Annotated in this window: 21 protein-coding genes; 10 read left to right on the forward strand and 11 right to left on the reverse strand. The window is 63.1% G+C overall.

Features of this window, described 5'->3' with window-relative positions:
- The first annotated feature begins 80 nt into the window (after positions 1-80).
- Positions 81-1,427, forward strand: coding sequence for a glutamine synthetase family protein (locus A6V37_RS30525; protein ID WP_064269731.1), 1,347 nt, complete (start codon positions 81-83; stop codon positions 1,425-1,427).
- A gap of 76 nt (positions 1,428-1,503) precedes the next feature.
- Here the strand turns inward: A6V37_RS30525 and A6V37_RS30530 are convergent, their stop codons facing one another.
- Together A6V37_RS30530 and A6V37_RS42920 are read right to left on the reverse strand one after the other, a co-directional pair.
- Positions 1,504-2,832, reverse strand: coding sequence for a CynX/NimT family MFS transporter (locus tag A6V37_RS30530; RefSeq protein ID WP_082904883.1), 1,329 nt, complete (start codon positions 2,830-2,832; stop codon positions 1,504-1,506).
- A gap of 274 nt (positions 2,833-3,106) precedes the next feature.
- Positions 3,107-3,229 (reverse strand): hypothetical protein, encoded by a 123-nt coding sequence (locus A6V37_RS42920; protein ID WP_279616168.1) that lies wholly within the window; start codon positions 3,227-3,229, stop codon positions 3,107-3,109.
- An 88-nt stretch (positions 3,230-3,317) separates the two neighbouring features.
- Here A6V37_RS42920 and A6V37_RS30535 point away from each other — a divergent pair, with 88 nt between their 5' ends.
- Positions 3,318-4,733, forward strand: coding sequence for a sodium:solute symporter family protein (locus tag A6V37_RS30535; protein ID WP_064269732.1), 1,416 nt, complete (start codon positions 3,318-3,320; stop codon positions 4,731-4,733).
- Here A6V37_RS30535 and A6V37_RS30540 read toward each other — a convergent pair.
- The gene (locus A6V37_RS30540; RefSeq protein ID WP_064269733.1) at positions 4,681-5,598 is read right to left on the reverse strand and encodes a LysR family transcriptional regulator; all 918 of its coding nucleotides are present in this window, start codon (positions 5,596-5,598) and stop codon (positions 4,681-4,683) included. The genes A6V37_RS30535 and A6V37_RS30540 overlap by 53 nt on opposite strands.
- Positions 5,599-5,984: 386 nt before the next feature.
- Between A6V37_RS30540 and A6V37_RS30545 the strand changes: the two genes are divergently transcribed.
- Genes A6V37_RS30545 through A6V37_RS30565 form a run of 5 tightly spaced genes read left to right on the forward strand, consistent with a single transcriptional unit; the run spans position 5,985 to position 11,471 of the window.
- Positions 5,985-7,070, forward strand: coding sequence for a porin (locus tag A6V37_RS30545; protein WP_064286666.1), 1,086 nt, complete (start codon positions 5,985-5,987; stop codon positions 7,068-7,070).
- A 32-nt stretch (positions 7,071-7,102) separates the two neighbouring features.
- Positions 7,103-7,321: a DUF3311 domain-containing protein gene (locus A6V37_RS30550; RefSeq protein WP_064269735.1), complete on the forward strand. Its 219-nt coding sequence runs from the start codon at positions 7,103-7,105 to the stop codon at positions 7,319-7,321.
- Complete coding sequence (locus A6V37_RS30555; RefSeq protein WP_064286667.1) at positions 7,318-8,796, forward strand: sodium:solute symporter family protein; 1,479 nt, start codon at positions 7,318-7,320, stop codon at positions 8,794-8,796. The genes A6V37_RS30550 and A6V37_RS30555 overlap by 4 nt, the downstream gene beginning before the upstream one ends.
- Positions 8,793-9,998, forward strand: a complete 1,206-nt coding sequence (locus tag A6V37_RS30560) for an amidohydrolase family protein (protein ID WP_064269737.1) — start codon at positions 8,793-8,795, stop codon at positions 9,996-9,998. Before A6V37_RS30555 ends, A6V37_RS30560 begins: the two co-directional genes overlap by 4 nt.
- Before the next feature lie 21 nt (positions 9,999-10,019).
- Positions 10,020-11,471, forward strand: coding sequence for an amidohydrolase family protein (locus tag A6V37_RS30565; RefSeq protein WP_064269738.1), 1,452 nt, complete (start codon positions 10,020-10,022; stop codon positions 11,469-11,471).
- 97 nt (positions 11,472-11,568) lie between these two features.
- On the opposite strand, the gene A6V37_RS30570 is transcribed toward A6V37_RS30565, so the two are convergent.
- The 4 genes from A6V37_RS30570 to A6V37_RS30585 form a co-directional block, all read right to left on the reverse strand.
- Positions 11,569-12,336: an ABC transporter ATP-binding protein gene (locus tag A6V37_RS30570; protein ID WP_064269739.1), complete on the reverse strand. Its 768-nt coding sequence runs from the start codon at positions 12,334-12,336 to the stop codon at positions 11,569-11,571.
- Between the two features lie 47 nt (positions 12,337-12,383).
- Entirely contained in the window at positions 12,384-13,097 is a 714-nt protein-coding gene (locus tag A6V37_RS30575; protein ID WP_064269740.1) for an ABC transporter permease, read from the reverse strand.
- Entirely contained in the window at positions 13,094-13,783 is a 690-nt protein-coding gene (locus A6V37_RS30580) for an ABC transporter permease (protein ID WP_064269959.1), read from the reverse strand. Before A6V37_RS30580 ends, A6V37_RS30575 begins: the two co-directional genes overlap by 4 nt.
- Before the next feature lie 127 nt (positions 13,784-13,910).
- On the reverse strand, positions 13,911-14,684 hold the full coding sequence (locus A6V37_RS30585; RefSeq protein ID WP_064269741.1) for an ABC transporter substrate-binding protein: 774 nt from the start codon (positions 14,682-14,684) through the stop codon (positions 13,911-13,913).
- Positions 14,685-15,010: 326 nt separating this feature from the next.
- Here A6V37_RS30585 and hutH point away from each other — a divergent pair, with 326 nt between their 5' ends.
- From hutH to hutU, 3 genes are read left to right on the forward strand one after another with little or no spacing between them, the layout of a single operon-like run.
- The gene (gene hutH / locus A6V37_RS30590) at positions 15,011-16,534 is read left to right on the forward strand and encodes a histidine ammonia-lyase (RefSeq protein WP_064286668.1); all 1,524 of its coding nucleotides are present in this window, start codon (positions 15,011-15,013) and stop codon (positions 16,532-16,534) included.
- 25 nt (positions 16,535-16,559) lie between these two features.
- Positions 16,560-17,255, forward strand: a complete 696-nt coding sequence (gene hutC, locus A6V37_RS30595) for a histidine utilization repressor (RefSeq protein WP_064269615.1) — start codon at positions 16,560-16,562, stop codon at positions 17,253-17,255.
- A 54-nt stretch (positions 17,256-17,309) separates the two neighbouring features.
- Positions 17,310-18,998: a urocanate hydratase gene (gene hutU, locus A6V37_RS30600; protein WP_064286669.1), complete on the forward strand. Its 1,689-nt coding sequence runs from the start codon at positions 17,310-17,312 to the stop codon at positions 18,996-18,998.
- A 79-nt stretch (positions 18,999-19,077) separates the two neighbouring features.
- On the opposite strand, the gene A6V37_RS30605 is transcribed toward hutU, so the two are convergent.
- The 4 genes from A6V37_RS30605 to A6V37_RS30620 form a co-directional block, all read right to left on the reverse strand.
- Entirely contained in the window at positions 19,078-19,848 is a 771-nt protein-coding gene (locus A6V37_RS30605) for an ABC transporter substrate-binding protein (RefSeq protein ID WP_064269742.1), read from the reverse strand.
- Positions 19,849-20,023: 175 nt separating this feature from the next.
- Positions 20,024-21,244, reverse strand: a complete 1,221-nt coding sequence (locus A6V37_RS30610; protein ID WP_064286700.1) for a cyanate transporter — start codon at positions 21,242-21,244, stop codon at positions 20,024-20,026.
- Positions 21,245-21,544: 300 nt separating this feature from the next.
- Positions 21,545-22,735, reverse strand: coding sequence for an amidohydrolase family protein (locus A6V37_RS30615; RefSeq protein ID WP_064269743.1), 1,191 nt, complete (start codon positions 22,733-22,735; stop codon positions 21,545-21,547).
- 258 nt (positions 22,736-22,993) lie between these two features.
- Entirely contained in the window at positions 22,994-23,836 is an 843-nt protein-coding gene (locus tag A6V37_RS30620) for a helix-turn-helix transcriptional regulator (protein ID WP_064269744.1), read from the reverse strand.
- Positions 23,837-23,884: the final 48 nt, after the last annotated feature.

Below are 23,884 nucleotides of genomic sequence, written 5' to 3' on the forward strand. Positions count from 1 at the left end.
AAGCATCGGACGATGCTGCGTTTAAAAATATGGATTGCTAAATTTTTCACCATCACTCTTTTCTTGAGAAGGACCGCACCGTGGCTTCCGTTTCCACAGACCTGCTCGACGAAGTGCGCGCTTTTCGCGCGGCGTATCCCGAAGTCCGCTACGTCGACCTGATTTGCCTCGACATCCCCGGGCATTTCTACGGCAAGCGCTACCCGGTGGAGATGCTCGAGAAGGTCGCCGCCGGCAGTCTCCTGAAGTTGCCGCAGAACTGCATTCTGCTGGGCACGCAGGGCGGCCTGTACCCGATCGGCGACTACTGCTTCAACGACGGCGATCCCGATGCGCCGCGCCGTCTGATACCCGGCACGCTTAAACCCGTGCGCTGGGAAAGCGAGCCATTGGGGCAGATGCTGATCAGCTCGGACGGCACGGAGGCGCCCATCGAGTTCGAACCCCGCGAAGTGCTGGCCCAGGTGCTCAAGCGCTTCGAGCGGCGCGGCATCCGCCCGACGGTGGCCTTCGAGCTGGAGTTCTACCTGTTCGACCCAGCACTGCGGGACGGTCTGCCGCAATGTCCACGAGATCCGCTGTGCGGCGATAGCGACGATCAGCCGAACATGCACATCGAGCGGCTGTCGCGCTTTTCCGGTGTGCTGCATGAGATGGTCGAAGCCGCGCGCGAGCAGGGCGTGGATGCCACCGTGATCACCGCTGAACTGGGCCCGGGCCAGTTCGAGATCAATTTCGGCCACAACGAAGACGCCATGCGCGCGGCGGACTGGTCCGCCTTGTTCTGCCGCAGCACACGCGGCGTGGCGATGAAGCACGGCTACCGTGCCAGCTTTATGAGCAAGCCCTATCTGCACGCGCCGGGCAGCGGCATGCATGTGCATGTGAGCCTGTACGACGCGGCCGGCAACAATCTGCTGGCGGCCGACAATCAACGCCCGTTGCGTCACGCGGTGGCCGGATGCCTCGCGCTGCTGCCGCATTGCATGCCGGTGTTCGCGGCCAATCACAATGCCTTTCGCCGCTATGGCTGGACGACGAATGCGGCCAGCCAGGCGAGTTGGGGCTACGAGGATCGCGACGCATCTATTCGCATTCCTGAATCGAATGATCGCAATCTGCGGATCGAGCACCGTCTGGCAGGCGCCGACGCGAACCCTTATCTGGTGCTGGCCGCGATTCTGACCGGCATGGAGCACGGCCTGGACGTGGCACGCGAACCGATTGCGCCGCTCAACGTGGACCGCAAGAGCGGAATCGATTTCCCGAGAGACATGCTGACGGCCGTGGCCGCCATGCAGGATCATCCGGCGGTGCGCGAAGGCCTGGGCAAGGAGTTCGTCATGGTCTACTGCGAGAACAAACGCCAGGACCACCTGGACTTCATGAACGAGGTCAGCGCGCGCGAGTACCGCTGGTTCCTCTGAGGGCGTTATCTTCGCGGCGTATTGGCGGCGGTGGGTATCCGGTTTCGCCGGAGAGACCGGATACCCACCCGACGTGTCATTCGATCTGCGCGTTGACGTGCATGGGCCGGCCCGCGGCATAGCCGAACCACGCCGACACGAGGCAGACGGCCACGCAAAGCGCGGCGATACTGTACAGCGAGCCGGTCGCATGGAGCAGTGATCCGGCCACGAACGGACCGCACGAGGCAATCAGATAGCCGACGCCTTGCGCCATGCTCGACAGCTGCGCGGCGACGTGCGAATCGGATGAGCGCAAACCGATAACCGTGAGCGCCATCGTAAACGATGTGCGTTGCGCGGCGCCCAGCAGCAGGACCCAGATCCACGTGGTCGACAGCGGGGCGAAGAAGCAGCCCAGCAGGCTCACCCCGGTCAGCAACAAGCCCAGCACACTCACCGCGCGCTGATCGCGAAGGCGTGCGGTGAGCAGAGGCAGCAGCATGGACAGCACGGTTTGCGCGATCACGCTCAGCGACAGCATCAGACCCGCATCGACCGCGCTCATCCCGCGCATGCGCAGCACAGTCGCGAGCCAGCCGAAGACGATGTACGCCAGCGATGACTGCGAGCCCATGAACAACGTGACCTGCCACGCCAGTGGGTCGCGCCACAAGCCGCGGACCGTGTGTATGCGCCGCCCGGCGTGCATGCCGCGCGGCGGAATATGGCGTGTCCAGACCAGTGTGGCCAACGCGGCGGGAATCGCCCACAGCGCGAGCGCCCATGTCCAGCCATTGGCCCCGCTGCCCACGAGCTGCTCCGCCGCGCGCGCGGCCGGCACGGTCGCCGCGGCGGCCGCCGCTGCGCCCGCGCACATCGCGGCGCTATAGATCCCGGTCATCAAGGCAACATGCTGCGGAAAGTCGCGTTTGACGACGCCGGGCATCAGCACGTTCATCAAGCCGATCGAGAAGCACGCAAGAATCTGGCCCGCGTAGAGCGCCTGCCATGAGGGCACGACACGCATTGCGACGCCCGCTGTCAGCAACACGAGCAGGACGAGCAGGGCCCGTTCGCTGCCCACGCGGCGGGCCAGCAGCGGCGCAAGCGGACCGAACAGGCCGAAGCACAACGACGGCAGCGTGGTGAGCACGCTCGCACCCGCGGGGCTGAGGCTGGTTGCGCGAACGGCTTCGACAAGGATCGGCCCGACGCTCGTAATCGGCGTGCGCAACGAAAAGGCGATTAACGCGAGGCTCGCGGCCAGTGCGAGACTGCGGGCGCGTGAAGAATGTGGTGTGGTCGTGCCGGCAGGCGGGTAGCCCGCATTCAGATTGTCGATAGACGGGTCGTCGAATTCGATTGATGTGGCTTCGCTGTCGGTAGGCAGCGGGTCGCGAGAGGAGGGGGAGGGCGCTTTCATCGGCAAGCTGCTATTCGTGAGCGGAATGGACCAGCGGACACATGGATCGATTCCATGCCGTCCCCATGATTTGATGCTGTCGAGTATAGCGGCTATACGGTCAGACGTTTGCCGTCTACGGAAGACAGCGTTCAGGCTGGTGTGGCCTTTAAATATTCGAATAGCCGGCAGTGGAATTTCTAATGAAAGCGGCACGACGGTGAATGCCCGGCCGGGTTGCCAGCCACGTTCATCGGCAGTATGGTGATCCCGCATAAGCGCGCCCAATCCCGCGTCACATAACGCTCTCGCGGATGCCGCGCGCGCCGTTGCGCAGCATGGCGACATTGCCGGGGGGCCATTGACTCATTGCAATCGCGGCTGCGATCTTCGCCTGCACCAGACACGTCGTGAACAAGTGGACTCATTGATCCGCGGCAACTGGCACTAACCGCGTCCGAATCGGCACGCGCATATTGAATGCGTGCCTTTTGAGGAGACGCACAATGGCCACCGCAGTCTTTCTCGGTTTCATTCTGTTTTCGCTGTATCTCGCCGTGCGCTCGAAGAAGGGGCATGGCAAGCAGGACGTACACGATTTCTTCGTGGCCTCGGGCCAGTTCGGCGCGTGCCTGGTTTTTTTCCTGACTGCCGGCGAGATCTACAGCATCGGCACCATGGTCGGTTTTCCAGGCGGCATTTACGCGAAGGGACCGACGTATGGCGTCTGGTTTCTCGGATACATCCTGCTGGCTTATCCGCTGGGTTACTTCATCGGCCCGAAAATCTGGAGCGCCGGCAAGCGCTACAACGCCATCACGCTGCCCGACCTGTTCAAGGGTTACTACAGCAGCCGTGTGCTGGAACTGGTGGTTGCCGTGTCGGCGATCCTGTTCCTGCTGCCGTGGGGCGAACTGCAATTCACCGGCCTCGTGGCCGCGTTCAAGGGACTCGGCTGGAATTTTCCACCCGTCTATCTGATTCTCATCGCGGGGCTGCTGGCGTTTACCTATGTGGCGATCTCAGGTGTCAGGTCTTCGACTTATATAGCAATCCTGAAGGACATCCTGATGGTCGTGGCGATTGTCGTGACCGGCGCAGCGGTGGCCTGGCAGGTGGGCGTCGTGCACGTGTTCCATGCAGCGAGTCAGCAGGTGAGCAACACCATGACCACCCGCCAATTGACGTTCTCGATGAGCACCATTCTGTTCCAGTCGCTCGGCTTCTACATGTTGCCTGTCGGCGTGCAGTTCTTTTTCACCGCAAAAAGCGGCGACACGATCCGGCGTACGCAGATGGTGATGCCGCTCTACATGCTGATGTACCCGTTCCTCGTACTGGCGTCGTATTACGCGCTGAGTCAGAACCTGCATCTGGCCTCGCCCAACGAAGCCTTCTTCGCGGCCACTACCCGGTTGCTGCCGGATTGGCTGTTGGGTCTGGTGGCCGCGGCGGCGTCGCTGTCGGGTCTGCTGGTGCTGGCCGGTCTGTGCCTGGCCATTGGCCCGATCGTCACCCGCAACCTGCTGCCGCGGTTGCCGGAAAACCGGCAAAAACGCACGGCGAAGGTGGTGATTGCGATGTACCTGCTGGCGTCGATCGTCATGACGCTGCTCACACCGAACCTGATGCTGACGCTCGTGAACACCACGCTTTACGGCGTCACGCAGTTCTTTCCCGGCGTTCTGATCATTCTGCTGTCGTTGCGGGTTCGAGCCGCGGCGGTTGCGGTCGGCATTCTCACGGGACAAGTGCTGGCCATCGTTCTCTATGCCCGGCAAGTCGACCTGGGCGGCGTGAACCTGGGGCTGCTGTGCCTCGCGGTGAACGTGACGGTGATGTTGCTGGCCAACAGCGGCGCGAAATTGCTCAGCGGCGCTGCGGGCCGAACATCCGTGACAGAGCGCGCGCGAGTTCCTTGACGACCGGATCGGCGGTCGGACGATGCAGGAGCGCGATGTCCATCGTCTCGATGGGCGGCAGCCCGCCTTTCGCCGTGAGGACGACGTGCTCCGCCGTGACCGCGCGGGCGGGCAGGAGACTGATGCCGAGTCCGTCGGCGACAGCCGCCTGAATGCCGCTCAGACTCGAACTGATGAAGCTGATCCGCCAGCGGCGTCCGAGCGCCTCGATCGTATTGATCATGTCGTCGCGGTACAAGCCGCGCGGCGGGAACGCGACGAGTGGAACAGGATCGAGCTGGATCGAAGGGTTTTTCGCGCTGTCGATCCAGCGCAGCTGTTCGGGCCAGGTCGCGACGGCTTCCCGGCTGTTGCGCCGCTGTTTGACGAGGATCAGGTCGAGGTCGCCGCGATCGTAGCTATTGGCCAGGTCGCGGCTCAAGCCGCTCGTCACTTCGAGTTTTACTTGCGGGTGTTTGCGGCTGAACATTGCGAGCGCATGGGTCGTGGGTCCGCCCACGAAATCTTCCGGCACGCCGAGCCGGACGGTCAGACCCACAGTCGCGCCCGACAATGCTTCGATCATTTCATCGTTAAGCGCGAGCATCCGGCGCGCGTAGCCGAGCAGCGTTTCTCCGGCATCGGTCGGGCGCACGTCGCGGCTTCCGCGATCAAGCAGTTTGTGTCCGGCCATCTCCTCCAGTCGCCGCACTTTCTGGCTCACGGTGGACTGGGTCGAATGGAGCCGCGCGGACGCGGCGGTGAATGTGCCGCAATCGGCGACCATCACAATCGCCTTCAGCAGATCCAGATCGAACAGCGGCCTACGCGCCTTTGCACTGTTTTTGGCACTCGCCTTGTCACTCGTTTTTTCACTGTTTGCCATTGAACTATTCGATGTCCGAATGTATTGGCCGACTTGTATCACGCATGGAACCGGCTGGCAATCTCGCGCTGCCCGCATGAACTGAAACCCCTACGCTTTGCTTACATGAGCATGTCCTGCATGCGGACAACTCGACGCCTTCAATGCTATTCGATTTTCCACTGGGTCTCAGTTAAACATTTCATTTTTGAATATGAAGTTGTCTATATAACATTTCTCCACTGACGGCGCGGTGCCGACGCACCCGTCGCAGTACGCAGACAAATCCGATAACGACATCAATAGTCAGACAGAAGGTGGAGGAGACACAGGTGAGCAACAACGAAAGCGGAAAAGTAATCAGCAAATTAAGCGGCAAAGTGAGCAGAAACTGGAAGCGGGCAGCCATGGGTCTCGGCGTGGCTCTGACGCTGCCGGGCGCGGCCAATGCTCAATCCAGCGTCACTTTGTACGGTGTCGTCGATACCGGCGAGACCTACACGAACAACCAGCAAGGCCATTCGGCATGGGAAGCGACCAGCGGCAACGAATCGGGGCCGCGTTGGGGGATGATCGGCTCAGAAGATCTGGGCGGTGGCCTGAAAGCGCAATTCCGGCTGGAGAACGGCTTTAACATCGACAACGGCAAATTCGGGCAAGGCGGGCGGATGTTCGGCCGGCAGGCCTACGTAGGGCTGAGCAGCGACAAGCTGGGCACGGTGACGCTCGGCCGTCAATACAACTCCGTTCAGGACATTCTCGGCAACCTGCAGATCAGCGGCACGCTGACCGGCTATTCCGCTCACCCGCACGACAACGACGACATCAACAACACGTTCCGCATCAACAACGCGGCCAAATACGTTTCGCCGATGTTCGCCGGCCTGCAGGCCAATCTGGTGTATGGCTTTTCGAACTCGACCGGTTTTTCGCAGAACAACAGCTGGAGCGCCGGGCTCACTTACCAGAATGGTCCGTTTGCCCTCGGCGCGGCCTACGCGCGGATGAACAACCCCGCCAGCACCGCAGTGGGCGCCGTTGCGTCCGACAACTACTACGGCAGCGAGTCGATGTTCAACACGCCGCTCGGCAGTGCGACGCGCCAGCAGATCTGGGGCGCGGGCGGCACCTATGCGCTCGGTTCCGCATTGTTCGGACTGCTGTACACGGGTTCACGCTTCGACGTGCCGGCCGCCTCATCGGTGCATTTCGACAACTATGAGGGCAGCCTCGTCTATTACGTCACGCCGACCGTGGCGCTCGCGATCGCACAGGTGTACACGCACGTCACGCAAGGGCCGCTGTCCGGGCATTTCAACCAGACGTCCACGGGCGCGAAGTATCTGTTGTCCAAACGCACCGACCTCTATGTGAACGTGCTTTATCAGAAGGCCTCGTCGAGCATCGGTCAGGCGTGGATCGAAAGCGTGACCGCGCCGTCGTCCACTACCTCGCAGGTGGCGGTGGTCGCCGGCATTCGTCACAAGTTCTGATTGAGCGTTCCAGTTACTCGCGCAAGGTTCCTATGAAACTCCGACTTTTCCTCGCCGCGCTGCCGTTCATCGGCATGTACTCCGGCGGCTCGCTCGCCGCGCATCTGCCGATGCTGTTCGGGATGCCGTTCCTGCTGTCGTGGAACCTGATCTGGATGGCCGCCACGGCCGCGGTTCTCGCGCTGCTCCTTTATCTCGACACCCGCGATGAAGCGAAGCACGACGGCAGCCGGACAGGAGGCCAGTCATGAACACGGCACTGGTTATCATCATCCTGTTCGCGGCGTTTGCGCTTGGAATCGGTGTGTTTGCGCGTCGCGGCAAGAAGCTGAGCCTCGAGCAATGGGCTGTCGGCGGACGCGGTTTCGGCTCGCTGCTCACCTTCCTGCTGATGGCCGGCGAGGCGTTTTCGACTTTCACCTTCCTCGGCGCGAGTGGCTGGACGTATAGTAAAGGCATTCCTGCGTTCTACATCCTGTCGTACGGCTGTCTCGCGTACGTGATCGGTTACTGGATGCTGCCCGCGATCTGGCGCTACGCGAAAGAGCGCAACCTCGTGTCGTTCGCCGATTACTTCGCTTCGCGCTACGACAGCCGCGGGATCGGCGTGCTCGTGTCCGTTGTCGCCGTATTCGCAATGGTGTCGCTGTTGATCATCCAGTTGCGCGGGCTCGGCATCATCGTCTCGGAGATGTCCTATGGTTCGATTCCGCCTGCCGTCGCGATCTGGATCAGCGCGATCCTGATGGCGGTGTACATGACCGTGTCCGGCATTCACGGCTCGGCGAGCATCGCGGTCGTCAAGGACGTGCTGATCCTCGGGCTCGCAATCTTCCTGGGTATTTACCTGCCGCTACATTACTACGGCGGCATCGGCGCGATGTTCACGCGCATCAACGAGGTGCATCCCGAACTGTTGCGCATGCCCGAGCATGGCCTCAACCTCAGTTGGTACAACTCGACGATCCTGCTGACCTCGCTCGGCTACTACCTGTACCCGCACGGCTTCACGGCCGTTTATGTGGCGCGCGACGCAAAGGCGCTGCGCCGCAACGTGGTGATGATGCCGATCTATCAGGTGCTGATCGCGTTTCTGTTTCTCGTCGGATTTGCCGCCACGCTGACCGTTCACGGCCTCGAAGGCGCGCAGACCGATCTGGCGCTGCTGCGGCTCGTCAAGCAGACGTTCTCGCCGTGGTTCGTCGGCGTGGTCAGCGGGGCGGGGCTCCTGACCGCGCTCGTGCCGGGCTCGCTGATCATGCTCAATGCGTCCACCACGATCGCGCGCAATGTCTACCGTGAAGGCTTCGCGCCGCACGCCACCGAGCAGCAGGTTGCGCGCGTCGCCCGCATCGCGCTGCCGCTCTTCACGCTGGTCGTGGTCTACTTCACCTTGCTGGGCGGCGCGACTTTCGTCACGCTGGCGATCTTCTCGTCGTCGCTGCTGACACAACTTCTTCCGATGCTCGCGTCGAGCTTCCTGAAGCGCCCGTTCGGCACTCGCGAGGCCGCCTTCGGCGGGATCGCCGCAGGCGCCATCGTGCTCGCACTGTTCAACTGGCGCGGCATGACCCTGTCGTCCCTGTTCCCCGGCGCGCCCGACGCGTTCACTTCAATCAATACGGGCCTCGTCGCGCTGTTCGTGAACGCGGCAGTCTTCATCGCGATCAGCGCGGTGCAGCGCGCGCTGCGCGCCCGTATGGCTACTTCCGTCAAATCATCATGACATCCACTCCTCGTTCTCTCGTCATCTCCAACGTCCGCTTGCCAGACGGTCAGCCGGTAGCCGTGTCGATTGCCGACGGGCGCATCGCGGCGCTCGGTCCGGACCTCGTGCCGCCGGCCGGCGCCGCGCTCGAAGACGGCGGCGGCGCGCTGCTGCTGCCCGGTTTCGTGGAAGGGCACACGCATATCGACAAGAGCAACTGGGGCAGACCTTGGTATCGCAACGAAGTCGCGGCGACCTTGCTCGACCGGATCAACAACGAGCGCCACTGGCGCAAGGAGTCGGGGCACGACGCCGGCGCGCAGTCGCTCGCACTGGCTCGCGCGTTCGTGCAGGCCGGCACCACGCGTCTGCGTACGCACGTCGACATCGATACCGATGCCGGTTTGCGCTACCTCGAAGGCGTGTTTCAGACTCGCCAGACCCTGCGCGACGTGCTCGACATGCAGATCGTGGCGTTTCCGCAGTCCGGCCTGCTCGGCCGTCCGGGCACGGACGAACTGCTGGCGCGCGCGCTCGCAGACGGCGCGGACGTGCTAGGCGCGCTCGACCCGGCCTTGATCGACGGCGATCCCGTCACTTCGCTGAATGTCACGTTTGCGTTGGCCGAGCGCTATCGCAAGCCGATCGACATCCATCTACACGAGCCCGGCGAAGTCGGCGCCTTTACCTTTAAACTGCTGCTCGATCGCGTCGAGGCGCTTGGCATGCAAGGGCAGGTGGTGGTGAGCCATGCGTTCTGTCTCGGCGCGTTGCCGGAGCGCGAGCGCGATGCCATGCTCGAACGGATCGCGCGCCTGAACGTGGCGCTCCTGACATCGGCGCCACCGTCGCGTCCGGTTCCGCCGCTCAAGACCTGCAGGGAAAAAGGCGTCACCATCTTTGGCGGAAATGACGGCATCCGCGATACCTGGTCGCCGTACGGGTCGCCCGACATGCTCGAGCGCGCGATGCTGATTGGCCTGCGCTATGACATGCGCCGCGACGATGAACTGGCGATCGCGTTCGACTGCGTCAGCGCGGCGGCGGCTCGCGGTTGCGGATTCAGCGACTACGGTTTGCATACCGGTGCGCGCGCCGATCTCGTGCTGGTCGAGGCGGAGACGATCGCGCAGGCGGTGGCCGCTCGGCCCAAACGCAAGCTGGTGGTGGCAAACGGCCGCGTCGTCGCGCGCGACGGCGAACTGGTTGTTGCTGCGTGATGAACAGAGAACAAGGCCGACATGGACAATCGTGAAAGAGTCGATGTACTGATCGAAAACGGCTGTGTGATCACCGTCGATCCGCAGCGCCGTGTGATCGACAACGGTGCGGTCGCAGTGAAGGGCGATCGCATTGTGGCTGTCGGAGAGACCTCCGCACTTGCGTCGAAGTACGTGGCGGATCGCGTGATCGATGCACGCCGCAAGGCCGTACTGCCAGGGCTGATCGACGCACACGCGCATGCGGGGCACGCGATGCTCCGAACCATCGGCGGTGCGGATGGCGACGCCTGGACGGCCGCATGCGAGACGATCTATACACGCGCGTCCGACGAAAACTTCTGGGAAGTCGAATCGCACCTGGCCGCGCTGGAGCGTTTGAAGGCGGGCGTCACCACCGGCGTCTCGCTGCTGGGCGGCGGTAACTCGATCATGCGCGTGGACGACCCGGTCTACGCGCGGCGTCATTGCGACGCGGTGGTGAAAACGGGAACCCGCTCGATCGTCGCGGTCGGTCCGTCGCGGCCGCCGGCCCCGCGAACCTACACGCAGCATTTGTCGAAGGGGAGCGTGACGCGCAACATCGACTTCGACACCATGTACGACGTGTGCGCGGATATCGTCGACGCATGCCACGGCGACGCGGATGGACGAATCCGCATCGCGCTGACGTTGCCGGTCTACGCGCCCGACTACGATCCTGAGCTGACCGCCTACGAGCGCGAGTTCCGCGACCAGGCGCGCCGTTACATGGCGCTATGCCGCGAACGCGGCCTGACGTTCACGCAGGATGGCCACCGCGGCGGCACACTGGCTTTTGCGCATCGCGAACTGGGGCTGCTGAATGAGTCGTCGTTCATGTCGCATGCTATCGACCTGACCGACGATGACATCGCCGCATGCCAGGAGTCGGGCGCGTCGATCATCCACAATCCCAGCGCGATCATGTCGATTATTGGCCGCTGTCCGGTACCCGAGCTGATCGATGCGGGAGTCAACGTGGCGATCGGTTCAGATGCCGCGGCACCGGACCGGGGCTACGACATGTTCCGCCATATGTGGCAATGCATGCATTACCATCGCCGGCATTTTCGTGATCCGCATGTGCTGCCTCACGGCAAGGTGCTGGAAATGGTCACGATCGATGCCGCGAAAGCGTTGTCGATGGATGACGAACTGGGCTCGCTCGAAGTGGGGAAGAAGGCCGACATCATCCTGGTCGATCTGTTCAAGCCGCACATGATGCCGATGAACATGCCGGTGCACCGCGTCACCTGCTTCGCGAATGCCGCTGACGTGTGCATGACGATGGTCGGTGGCCGGATCCTGATGGAAAACCACCGCGTGCTGACGGTCGACGAAGGCGAGATACTGGAGCGCGTCAGCGCGGCGGCGCAACTGATGCTCGAGCGCAGCGGCTTGCAGCATCTCCTCGACGAACCGCCGACGCTTTGGCGGCGTAGCCACTACTAAGGTCCGCAAGCGTGCGGAGTTCATTCACGCGCACCTGAGCTCAACACCAAACCAGTCCTCCGGCGCAGCCTTGCAAACGCTGCGCCGGAGGACTTTTTCATTTGAGGCGACCGGACAGAAACTGCTGCAGGCGTTCGCTTTTCGGATTGACCAGGATGTCCTGGGGTGCGCCTTCTTCCTCGATCTTCCCTTTATGCAGGAATACCACGTGGTTCGACACGTTGCGGGCGAAGCCCATTTCGTGCGTGACCACGATCATCGTGCGGCCTTCTTCCGCCAGCGCCTGCATGACTTTCAGCACTTCGCCCACCAGTTCCGGGTCCAGCGCGGAAGTGGGCTCGTCGAACAGCATGACTTCGGGCTCCATGGCGAGCGCGCGCGCGATCGCCACGCGCTGCTGCTGGCCGCCGGAGAGGTGGGACGGATACTTGGATTCCATTGCGCTGGTCAGCCCGACCTTGGTCAGATACCGGCGCGCCCGTGCCTCCGCTTCGGCGCGGCTCAAGCCCAGCACGCTGACTGGCGCCTCGATGATGTTCTCGAGCACGGTCATGTGCGCCCACAGATTGAAGTGCTGAAACACCATCGACAGCCGCGTGCGCATTTTCTGCAGCTGCTTCTGATCGCTCACGCGCAGCGCGCCATTGCGGTCGCGAGTGGTCTGGATCTCTTCGGTGTTGATGGTGATGCGCCCCGAGCAGGGCTGTTCGAGAAAGTTGATGCAACGCAGGAACGTGCTTTTCCCGGACCCGCTCGAACCGATAATGCTGATGACGTCGCCGGCTTTCGCCTTGAGCGAGATCCCTTTGAGCACCTCGTTGTCACCGAACTTCTTGTGCAAATCGTCGACAGTCAGTTTGTACATATTCAATACTCTCCATCCAGGCTGCGGGCAGCCTTGTTCAATGTCCTTCAATGTCCTTGCGGCTTCAGGAACGCCAGCAAACGCCGCTCCATCCGGCGAAACCCCCACAGCAGCACGAACACGATCGCGGCATACAGCACGGCGGCAATCGTAAAGGCCTGGAAGGACGCGTAGGTGGCGGCGTTGACGTCACGCGCCACCTTCAGGATGTCGGGAATGGTGGCGGTGAAGGCGAGGGTGGTGGCGTGCAGCATCAGGATGACTTCGTTGCTGTACATCGGCAGGGCCCGCCGGAGCGCGGACGGAAGAATCACGCGCGTGTAGACCTTGCGCTTCGACATGCCGTAGGCCTGCGCCGCCTCGACCTCGCCATAAGGCGTTGCCTTGATCGACCCGGCCAGGATTTCCGTCGCATACGCGCATTCGTTCAGCGTGAAAGCGAGCAGCGTGCAGTTCATCGCGTTGCGGAAGAAGGCGTCGAGCATGGCGTGCGAGTGCACGACGTGCAGGCTGTAGATGCCGGTGTAGCAGAGCAGCAGTTGCACATAGAGCGGCGTGCCGCGAAAGACGTACGTATAGAGCCAGACTGCCCCGGAGATGAAGCGGTTGCTCGACGCGCGTGCAATCGCCATCGGCACGGCGAGTGCGAAGCCCAGCGCGATCGAGATGACGAGCAGCCACAGCGTGATGGCGAGGCCGCTGAAACGGTAGCCGTCCGTGTACAGATAGCTCTGCCAATATTCGCGAATGATGTCGATCACAGCACGGCCCTCCGTACGCCGGTGGAATAACGCTTTTCAAGCCAGAACAAGCCGAGGTTGGACAGGGTGGTGATCCCGAGATAGACGGCGCCGGCGGTCAGCGTGAAAAAGAAGAACTGCAGCGAGCTGCGGCCCGCGTCCTGCGAAGCCTTGACGACGTCGGCGAGGCCGATGATCGACACGAGCGCGGTCGCCTTGACCATCACCTGCCAGTTGTTGCCGATACCGGGCAGGGCGAAACGCATCATCTGCGGGAACATGATGCGGACGAACACGCGCGATGAACTCATGCCGTAGGCGAAGCCGGCTTCGAGCTGGCCGCGCGGCACCGCGAGGAAGGCGCCGCGAAACGTCTCCGCGAAGTAAGCGCCATAGATGAAGCCGAGCGTAATCACCCCGGCCACGAAGGGGTCGATGTCGATCTGATCGACGTTCATGAGGTCGGTCACGTCGTTAAGCAGGATCTGGATGCCGTAGAACAGCAGCAGCATGAGCACGAGATCGGGAACCGCGCGGATCAGCGTGGTGTAGAGCGTGCCCAGCCGCGAGAAGACCCGGTTGGGCGACAGCTTGGCCGCTGCGCCCGCGAGACCCAGCGCGAACGCCGCGGCGAGCGACAGCACGGCGAGCTTGATGGTGACCCACGTGCCCGCGAGAAGGAGCGGGCCATAGCCGTGAAAGAACATGTCTGTGGTTCCTTGAATGCCCGGCGCGGCGACGTGCAGCGCGTAGCCCGCCACCGGTTATGGTGGGGGATCGCGCTGCGCCGTTGCCGCCGCCGGAAAGGGGATCGTCCGTCGTGACAGGAAGCGCTTAGCCGCCGTACACGTCGAAGTCGAAGTACTGCTTTTCGAGCTTCTTGTACGTGCCGTCCTTGATGATGTCGGCGATCGCCTTGTCGATCTTCGCCTTCAGATCGGTGTCGTCCTTGCGCATGCCGATGCCTGCGCCGTTGCCGAGGGTCTTCGGATCGTCGATGTCCTTGCCGACGAAGGCGAAGCCCGCGCCGCGCGGCGTCTTCAGGAAGCCGATGTCAGCCTGCACCGCGTCTTGCAGCGCCGCGTCGAGGCGGCCCGACTGCAAGTCGGTATAGACCAGGTCCTGGTTCTGGTAGGGCACGATCCGCGCACCCTTCGGTTCCCAATAAGTCTTTGCGTAGGTCTCCTGAATCGTGCCCTGTTCCACACCGACCGACTTGCCCGCGAGCGATTCCGGCGTCGGCAGCAGCGTCGAACCCTTCTTCGCTACAAGGCGCGTCGGCGTGTTGAACAGCTTCGACGAGAAAGCAACCTGCTCGGCACGTTGCGGCGTCATGGACATCGACGACAGCACGCCGTCGAACTTCTTCGCCTTCAACGCAGGGATCATGCCGTCGAAGTCGTTTTCGACCCACACGCACTTGGCCTTCAGGCGCGCGCAGATTTCGTTGCCGAGGACGATGTCGAACCCTGTGAGTTTGCCGTCGGCACCCTTCGACTCAAACGGCGGATAGCTGGCGTCGACACCGAACCGGATGGTGGACCAGTCTTTTGCGTAGGCGCCGGTGGCAGCGAGGGCGAACATGATGCTCAGGACAAACTTCTTCATGAAAACTCCATGGATTGACGAGGTGAAGGTCAGGGTTCTGCAAGACTCAGGTTAGCGGGAGCATCGTGCGTCTGGATTCGCTCATCCTGTATGGACAAGTTGGACTGAGTGACACGCGCCGCACTAAACACATCAACTTGTACATACAAGATATCTCGATAACGCATAGCGCGATAGATAGGGTTTTCGCTTGTAAATGCGGGCTATTACGCTTTGCTTTCGGGTGGTTTAAAGAGGTTCTGTGGAAAAGTCAGGGTAAACATCGTACTTGTATATACAAGAATGTGGCGCTAGACTCCGTTCTATTGTCTATACAGGAATCGACCATGATCACTCTGAAGCCCGGCCACCTGACCCTCCCGCAACTGCGCCAGATCGCACGCGAGCCCGTTTCGCTGAAGCTCGATCCCGCCAGCCACGCCGCCATCGATGCGTGCGCGCAGGCCGTGGCCGACATCACCGCGAAGGGCGAGCCGGCCTATGGCATCAACACGGGTTTCGGGCGCCTCGCGAGCACCCACATCCCGCGCGAGCAGCTCGAACTGCTGCAGCGCAATCTGGTGCTCTCGCACGCGGTCGGCGTGGGCGAGCCGATGTCGCGTCCGGTCGTGCGTCTGCTGATCGCGCTGAAGCTCTCGAGCCTCGGGCGTGGTCATTCGGGCATCCGCCGCGAAGTGATGGAAGCGCTGATCGCGCTCTTCAACGCGGACGTGCTGCCGGTGATTCCGGTCAAGGGTTCGGTGGGCGCTTCGGGCGACCTCGCGCCGCTCGCGCATATGTCGGCGGCGCTGCTGGGGGTGGGCGACGTGTTCGCGAAGGGCGAGCGGATGCCGGCCACCGAAGGTCTCGCGCTGGTGGGCCTGAAGCCCCTCACGCTGCAGGCGAAGGAAGGTCTGGCGCTGCTGAACGGCACGCAGGCCTCGACCGCGCTCGCGCTCTACAACATGTTCGCAATCGAGGACCTGTACCGCACCGCGCTGGTGGGGGGCGCGCTGTCGGTGGACGCGGCCATGGGTTCGGTCAAGCCGTTCGACGCGCGCATTCACGAACTGCGCGGCCATCAAGGCCAGATCGACGCGGCGGCGGCGTACCGCTCGCTGTTGCAGGGCTCGGCGATCAACGTCTCGCACGCCGACTGCGACAAGGTGCAGGACCCGTACAGCCTGCGCTGCCAGCCGCAGGTAATGGGCGCGTGTCTGGACCAGATGCGCCATGCCGCCGGCGTGCTGCTGCTGGAAGCGAACGCGGTGTCGGACAACCCGCTGATTTTCCCGGACACGGGCGAAGTGCTCTCGGGCGGCAACTTCCACGCCGAGCCGGTCGCGTTCGCGGCGGACAATCTCGCGCTTGCCGCGGCGGAAATCGGCGCGCTGGCCGAGCGCCGCATTGCGCTCCTGATCGACGCGACGCTGTCGGGCCTGCCGCCGTTCCTCGTGCGTGACGGCGGGGTGAACTCGGGCTTCATGATCGCCCACGTGACGGCCGCCGCGCTCGCCTCGGAGAACAAGACGCTGGCGCATCCGGCGTCGGTCGATTCGCTGCCCACGTCCGCCAACCAGGAAGACCACGTGTCGATGGCGACGTTCGCCGCGCGCAAGCTGGGCGACATCGCGGAGAACACCGCGAACATCCTGTCGATCGAGCTGCTCGCCGCGGCGCAGGGCGTCGATCTGCGCGCCCCGCACCAGACCAGCCCGAGCCTGCAGAAGGTGATGGACGTGGTGCGCAAGGACGTCGCGCATTACGAACTCGACCACTACTTCGCACCGGACATCGCGGCGGTCACGCGCCTCGTGCAGGACGGCACGATCGCGAAGCTGAGCCCGCTCTCGTTCGTGTCCGAACAGTAAGCACACCACAAGGCACAACACAACAATGAACGCACCGGCCTACCAGGGCATCAAGGACTTTATCCTCGCGCGCATTCATGCGGGCGAATGGGCTGAAGGCGACCAGGTGCCCTCTGAAAACGAGCTCGCTCGCGAGTTCAGCGTGGCGCGCATGACGGTCAATCGCGCGTTGCGTGAGCTGACTTCGGAGCAGGTCCTGACGCGCGTGCAGGGTTCGGGCACCTTCGTGGCCCGTCCCAAGTACGAATCCACGCTGGTGGCGATCCGCAGCATTTCCGACGAAATCGTCGCGCGCGGTCATCGCTATCAGGCGAAGGTGCTGCACGTCGGCGCGAGCATCGCCGACGAGGCGCTCGCCGAAGAGATGCTGGTGAGCGCGGGCAGTCCGGTGTTTCATTCGCGCGTGCTGCATTTCGAAAACGATGAGCCGGTGCAGCTGGAAGAGCGCTGGGTCAATCCGGCGGTCGCGCCCGAGTATGCGCTGCAGGACTTCACGAACACCACGCCGAACCAGTACCTCGTGCGGGTGGCGCCGTTGCAGCGGGTCGAGTATCGCATCGAGGCCCTGGCGGCGGATGCCGATACGCGTGAGCTGCTGACCATGGACGAAACCGAGCCTTGCCTCGTGCTGCATCGTCGTACGTGGTCGCAAAGCCAGGTCGCTTCAATCGCCAATCTGTGGCACCCAGGCAGCCGTTATCGCTTCACCGGACATTTCTGATTTCGCCGCTTTTTCCGCATCTTTTCGACATCTTCAAGCCTTCTGAGAGCCACCATGAACAACCCGAAACACATCGACCCCCGACTCGACCCGACCCGGACGATCCGCGCCCCGCGTGGTGCTGAAAAGGTGTGCAAGACCTGGATCGCGGAAGCGGCCTACCGGATGATCCAGAACAATCTGGACCCGGAAGTCGCCGAGCATCCGCACGCGCTGGTGGTGTATGGCGGCATTGGCCGTGCCGCGCGCAACTGGGACTGCTACGACCAGATTCTCCAGTCGCTGAAGGACCTGAACGAGGACGAAACGCTGCTGGTCCAGTCGGGCAAGCCGGTGGGCGTGTTCCGCACGCATGCGGACGCACCGCGCGTGCTGCTGGCGAACTCGAACCTGGTGCCGCATTGGGCGACGTGGGAGCATTTCCACGAGCTCGACCGCAAGGGCCTGATGATGTACGGGCAGATGACCGCGGGCAGCTGGATCTACATCGGCAGCCAGGGCATCGTGCAGGGCACCTACGAGACGTTCTTCTCGGTGGCGAACCAGCATTTCAACGGCGACCCGTCGGGCCGCTGGATCCTGACGGGCGGGCTGGGCGGCATGGGCGGCGCGCAGCCGCTCGCGGCGACCATGGCGGGCTTCTCGATGATCGCGGTGGAATGCGACGAGACGCGCATCGACTTCCGTCTGAAGACGCGCTACGTCGATAAGAAGGCAGCGACGCTGGACGAAGCGCTGGCCATGCTCGAGGAAGCGAAGAAAGCCGGCAAGCCGGTGTCGATCGGCCTGCTGGGCAACGCCGCGGACGTGTTCGCGGAGTGCGTGACGCGCGGCATCACACCGGACTGCGTGACGGACCAGACGAGCGCGCACGATCCGATTCACGGCTACCTGCCGCAGGGCTGGAATGTCGAGGACTGGCGCGAGCGTCAGAAGACGGTGCCGGAGAGCATCGTGCAGCCGGCCAAGCAGTCGATGGCCAAGCAGGTGCAGGCGATGCTGACGCTGCAGGAACGCGGCGCGGCCACGCTCGATTACGGCAACAACATCCGCCAGATGGCGCTGGAAATGGGCGTGGAAAACGCGTTCGACTTCCCGGGCTTCGTGCCGGCGTATATCCGGCCGCTGTTCTGCGAAGGCAAGGGACCGTTCCGCTGGGTGGCGCTGTCGGGCGATCCTGAGGACATCTACAAGACCGATGCGAAGGTCAAGGAGCTGATTCCTGACGATCCGCATCTGCATAACTGGCTCGACATGGCGCGTGAGCGGATCGCGTTCCAGGGCCTGCCGGCGCGGATTTGCTGGGTGGGCGTGAAGGATCGCTATCGTCTGGGCCAGGCGTTCAACGAGATGGTCAAAAATGGCGAACTGAAGGCGCCGATCGTGATTGGCCGCGATCACCTGGACACGGGTTCGGTCGCAAGCCCGAACCGCGAAACGGAATCGATGAAGGACGGCTCGGACGCGGTGAGCGACTGGCCGCTGCTGAACGCGCTGCTGAATACGGCGGGAGGCGCTTCGTGGGTGTCGCTGCATCATGGCGGCGGGGTGGGCATGGGCTTCAGCCAGCACTCGGGGGTGGTGATCGTGGCGGACGGCACGGACGCGGCGAAGCAGCGCCTGGGCCGCGTGCTGTTCAACGATCCGGCCACCGGCGTGATGCGTCACGCGGATGCGGGCTATGAACTCGCGCAGGACACGGCGCGCGAGGCGGGTCTCAAGCTGCCGATGCTGGGACGTTGATGACGGCGGCCTTTCGGCCGCACTGACCGCCCCCGGACCACGACGGCGGATTGCGCTTAGCGCAATCCGCCGTTTCGCATTAGTTATAAACGTCGAACGAGAAGTACTTGCGGGAAATGCGCTGGTAGGTCCCGTCCTGAATGATGCCGGCCAGCGCCTTGTTGATCTGCAAGCGCAGATCGTCGTCGTCCTTGCGCACGCCGATGGCGGCGCCCACACCCAGCGTCTTCGGATCATGCAACGCGGGTCCGGCAAAGGCAAAATCGCGTCCGTTTGCCGTTTTCAGGAACCCCAGATCGGCCTGCACCGACGATTGCAGCGCGGCGTCCAGCCGGCCGGCAAGCAGGTCCTGATAGACGAGGTCCTGAGTCTGGTACGTGTGGATGTTGACGCCCTTCGGTTCCCAGTAGGTCCGCGCGTAGGTCTCCTGCGTCGAACCCTGTTCCACGCCGACACTCTTGCCCTTGAGCGATTCAGGCGTCGGCAGGAGGTTCGAGCCTTGTTTTGCGACCAACCGCGGCGCAACGTTGTCGATCTTATCGGTGAAGGAGATCTGCTCCTGACGCTTCTCGGTGACGCTCATCGACGACAGTACGCCGTCGAATTTCCGTGCTTTCAGCGCGGGAATCATGCCGTCGAACGAATTTTCGATCCACACGCATTTGACCTTCAGCCGCTCGCAGATCGCGTTGCCGAGGTCGATGTCAAAGCCCACCAGCTTGCCGTCGGGTGCGAGCGACTCGAACGGCGCGTAGCTGGGGTCCACGCCGAAGCGAATTGCCGTCAACTCCTTCGCCTGCACGGCGCCGGCCGCGAGGGCCACGGCAACCGCAATTGCCAGTTTCTTCATGTTGTCTCCATGTTTATGATAAGTAATGCTTAGTTTATAAATTGCAAATTGGCCTGGTGCTGATTCCAGCCGGCAGCCGGCCTCGCTGCATGCCTGTGATCGAACTCGCGGCGCACACGCAGTCAGACTCGTGCGTGCACCCGAGCTCGATCAGGTTCGTTTCACTGAATATGCGTTACTTGCGCGCCATGCTGCGCGCGTAGCTGGCCGGCGAGGACACGGTGGTCAGCGCCGCCATCGCCAGGACTACGGCAACGTGCATGGACCACGCGGTGGCAAAGCTGCCGCCGGCGTCACGCAGCCAGCCGATCAGCCACGGCCCCGTCGCGACGATCAGAAAACCGACCCCCTGCACGAACGCGGCCAGCGCACCGGCGCGCTGGGCGTCGGGAAGATGGTCGAGCGTCACGATCAGGCTCAACGAGAAGAAGCCGCCCAGACCAAGACCCGCGCTCGCCACCCACAACCACGGCGCGAATGTCGGGAGGAGGGCAAAGCCGGCGAAGCCCACGGCCTGAAGCGCCAGGGTTAGCCACAACGCGGTGCGCCGGTCCGTCGAGCGGCGGGCGAGCATCGGCATTACGAACGCTCCTGTCGCCTGGAACACGGCCATCCATGCGAGCAGGTTGCCGGACCCTTGGGCACTCATGCCTGTTTGGCGGTAAAAAGAGGGCAGCCACGCGACGAGGCCCGAATAGCCGCTGTTGGCAAGACCGAAATAGGCCGCGAGCTGCCAGGCGCGCAGATTGCCGAAGAAGCCCGTCACCTTGACCGGGGCCGGCGTGGCGGCAAGCTGGACAGCGTCGGGCGGCGCGCTGGTGATCCACAGCGCGAGCGTGCCGAGTGCCGGCAGCGCCCAGATGGCGAGCGCGAGATGCCAGCCGCCATGAGCGGCGAGCCAGGGACTCGTTACGGCGCCGAATGCGCCGCCGCCGACGAGCGCCGCCGAGTAAAGCCCCATAGCGAGCGGCACCCGGTCAGGAAACCAGCGTTTGGCGAGCCCCGGCATCAGCGCCTGAATGACCGCCACGCCGGCGCCGGCAATACCCGCTCCGGTGATCAGGCTGGCGCTGGTGCTTGCCCCGATGCGCGAGGCGCAACCGGCCGCGAGCAGCAGCAGCGCGGTGGTGAGGGTGGCTTTCGCGCCGAAACGCCGCGCCAGCCCCACACCCACGCCGGCGACCGCGCCCATCAGGACGAAGGGCAGCGTGGTCAGCATCGCGGCGGCCCGGAAGCCAAGGCCGGTGTCGTTGCGCACGAGATCCAGCACTGGGCCGACGGAGGTCAGGAACGGGCGCAGGTTCAGGCCCAGCAGCACGAGCAGGACCAGTGCGCCGAGCGACGCATCGAGCGTGCGCGAAGGACGGGGAGCGCTCGCCGCGCCGAAATCAGGCATGACGTACGCCCTTTTGTTGTCCGCCATGGCGGGTGGAGCGGGGTGGCGTGCCACGCAGCGGCGTTCTGAGGTCAATCATTCGGATGCTTCCCGAGAGTTAAAAGCAGGGCGGTTGAACCACCCTGCTGCAAGCGTAAGCGCCGACGCCACTATGTGGAAATTAAATATTCGACTGGCCGTCAGTGGCTAATGCAATGGTATTGGCGTTAACGGGTGCCGTCGCGGGCAAAGCCTCGGGGCGTGTCGCAACAGCGGCGGGCGTGTGCGATGAATTCAGCCGGCGATACCGTGGTTAAGTGTCTACTGTTCGAAGTGCATGCGCGACGCGTCGGCCCAGAATTGCCCCCTGAGGACCAGCGCGCGGTCCGCAGGCGCGGCCGCCACGGCCGCCGCCGCATTGGGCGCCTTCACGACGACGAAGGTTGCGTCGTTGCCAGTCTTGAGCCCGTAACCGCTTTTGCCCATCACTGCCGCGCCGGATTCGGTGACCATCTGCAGCGCGACATGCAGTTCAGCGTCGGTATAGAAACCGGAGCGATAGCCGATCAACATGGCTCGCTGCAGCATGTCGCCATTTCCGTAGGGCCACCAGGCATCCTGAATGTTGTCGTTGCCCGCAAAAACGCGCACGCCGGCCGCGCGAAGCTGCAGAATCGGCGGAAAGGCCCGGTCGCCGGGTGCATTCGTCATGATCGATACGCCGGCTTGCGCGAGTGCTTCGGCAACCCGATCGACCACGTCCGGCGCGACATCGCCGAGGCCATAGGCGTGACTGACCGCGACGCGCTCATTCAGGCCCGCCGCGCGCGTGCGCGCGGCGATGCGATGCAGCTGTTCGATGCCCTGCAGACCAGGTTCGTGCAGGTGGATGTCGATCTTCACACCACGCTTTTCCGCAATGCCAAAGACGATATCGAGCTGGCCGTCAGCGTCGGCGTCGAGCGTTGTCGGATCGATGCCGCCGACCACTTCAGCGCCTTCACGGGCCGCAGCATCGAGAATCTCCGCGGTGCCCGGAGAGGAAACCACTCCCGCCTGGGGAAACGCCACCAGTTCGATGTCCACAATACCGCGCCACTTCTCACATGCTTCCATCACGGCGTGCAGGTTGGCGAGGCCGGTTGTCGCGTCGACATCGACGTGACTGCGCATGGCAACCGTGCCGAACGACACCGCCTGGCGGATCAGCGCATTGGCACGCTCGGCGATAGGCGGCGCCGACGCGAGTTCCTGCTTCTCGATGGCGAGACGCTCGCGCAGGCTGGCGACAGGACGGTGAGGGCGCCAGCGGTCGCCGACAATACTTTTGTCGAGATGGATATGTCCGTCGACGAAACCCGGCAACACGAGGCCCCCCTTCAGGTCGATGATGTCGGCGTTGCTGGCGGCGGGGAGTTGGGGGGCGATGGCGGCGAAGCGGCCGTTCTGAACGGCGAGGTTGACGGGGTTGCCGTCTGCGTCCAAGGCATTGACGAATACGCGGTCGATCATGGTGCTGCCTCTGCAAATCGGGACCCGCTCTGCGCTTCGAATGCCGTCGAGTGCGTCGCACTGCAGGACCCTATAGGGGATGGATCTTCGTACCATAACGAATCCCCGTACTATCTACAAATTAAATGTTGAAATACAAAACATTCATTATTTAGATAGTTTGCAATCGCTCTTCGATAAAAAACAATCAGATATCCCATTTAAAATGCGAAAAATGGCCGGTGCGGACCAATTGCGCCGGAGCGTATTCAGGCGCCGCTACGCGCCGTCGCTGTCATGCCGCTGCGGCGCGTTCTTCAGCACGAGCGCCATCAGTTGCCGCCGCGACTCCACACCGAGTTTCACGAATGCCCGCTTCGCATAGGTTTCCACAGTCGACGGTTTCAGTCCCATCGATTGCGCGATCGCCGGCGTCGTCATGCCCTGGATAAACGACGAGCACACATGCGTTTCGCGCGACGTCAGCTTGCCGTGCAATTGCGGAAGCCACTGCGCAAGCAGATTGTTGTCCGACGTATCCGGGCGGCCGTCATCCGGCGAGATCGCGCCAATTATCCGTTTATGTGCCGCCGCAAGCGGCAGCACCACGTGCGCGAGCTGCTTGAGCAGGGTCAGCTCTTTCAGCGAGAACGACGGCAGGGATCGCGAGCGCGCCATCGATATCGAGTACCGCGTGCCGTTCGTCACGCCTGCGATCACACACTCGTCGTGGATGTCGCCGATATCGAAGAACATCTGCCGGAGCTCGCTCCCAACTTTCTGCGCGGAGATCTGCATCAGCTTCATGTCGTCCTCGCCGCCGATTCCCTGGTAGGTGGCGTCCTCGGTGGCATAGCTGCGGTAGTACTGCCGCATGACCCGCTCGACGAGCTCACGATCGCGGCCGTAGCTGCCTATCCAGCCAATGCCCCGCTGTCCGGACGGGGACACGCGGTCGTAGTCGAGATGTACCGCGTCGAAGTCGGCGAAACGCACGAGACGCTCGTACACCACCTGCATGAATTGCGGCGTGCCGATGGCCTGCGCAATGTCGCCCAACATCTCGGTCATGAAGGCGACCTGGCTGAACTGGAGTTCCGGGGAAGAGGGCGCGGCGTTCATAACCTGTGTTCTCAATGATGTCGGAATGGCGCTACTGGTATCACGAAA

Origin of the sequence: Paraburkholderia ginsengiterrae (assembly GCF_001645125.1) — a bacterium.
Lineage (GTDB): Bacteria > Pseudomonadota > Gammaproteobacteria > Burkholderiales > Burkholderiaceae > Paraburkholderia > Paraburkholderia ginsengiterrae.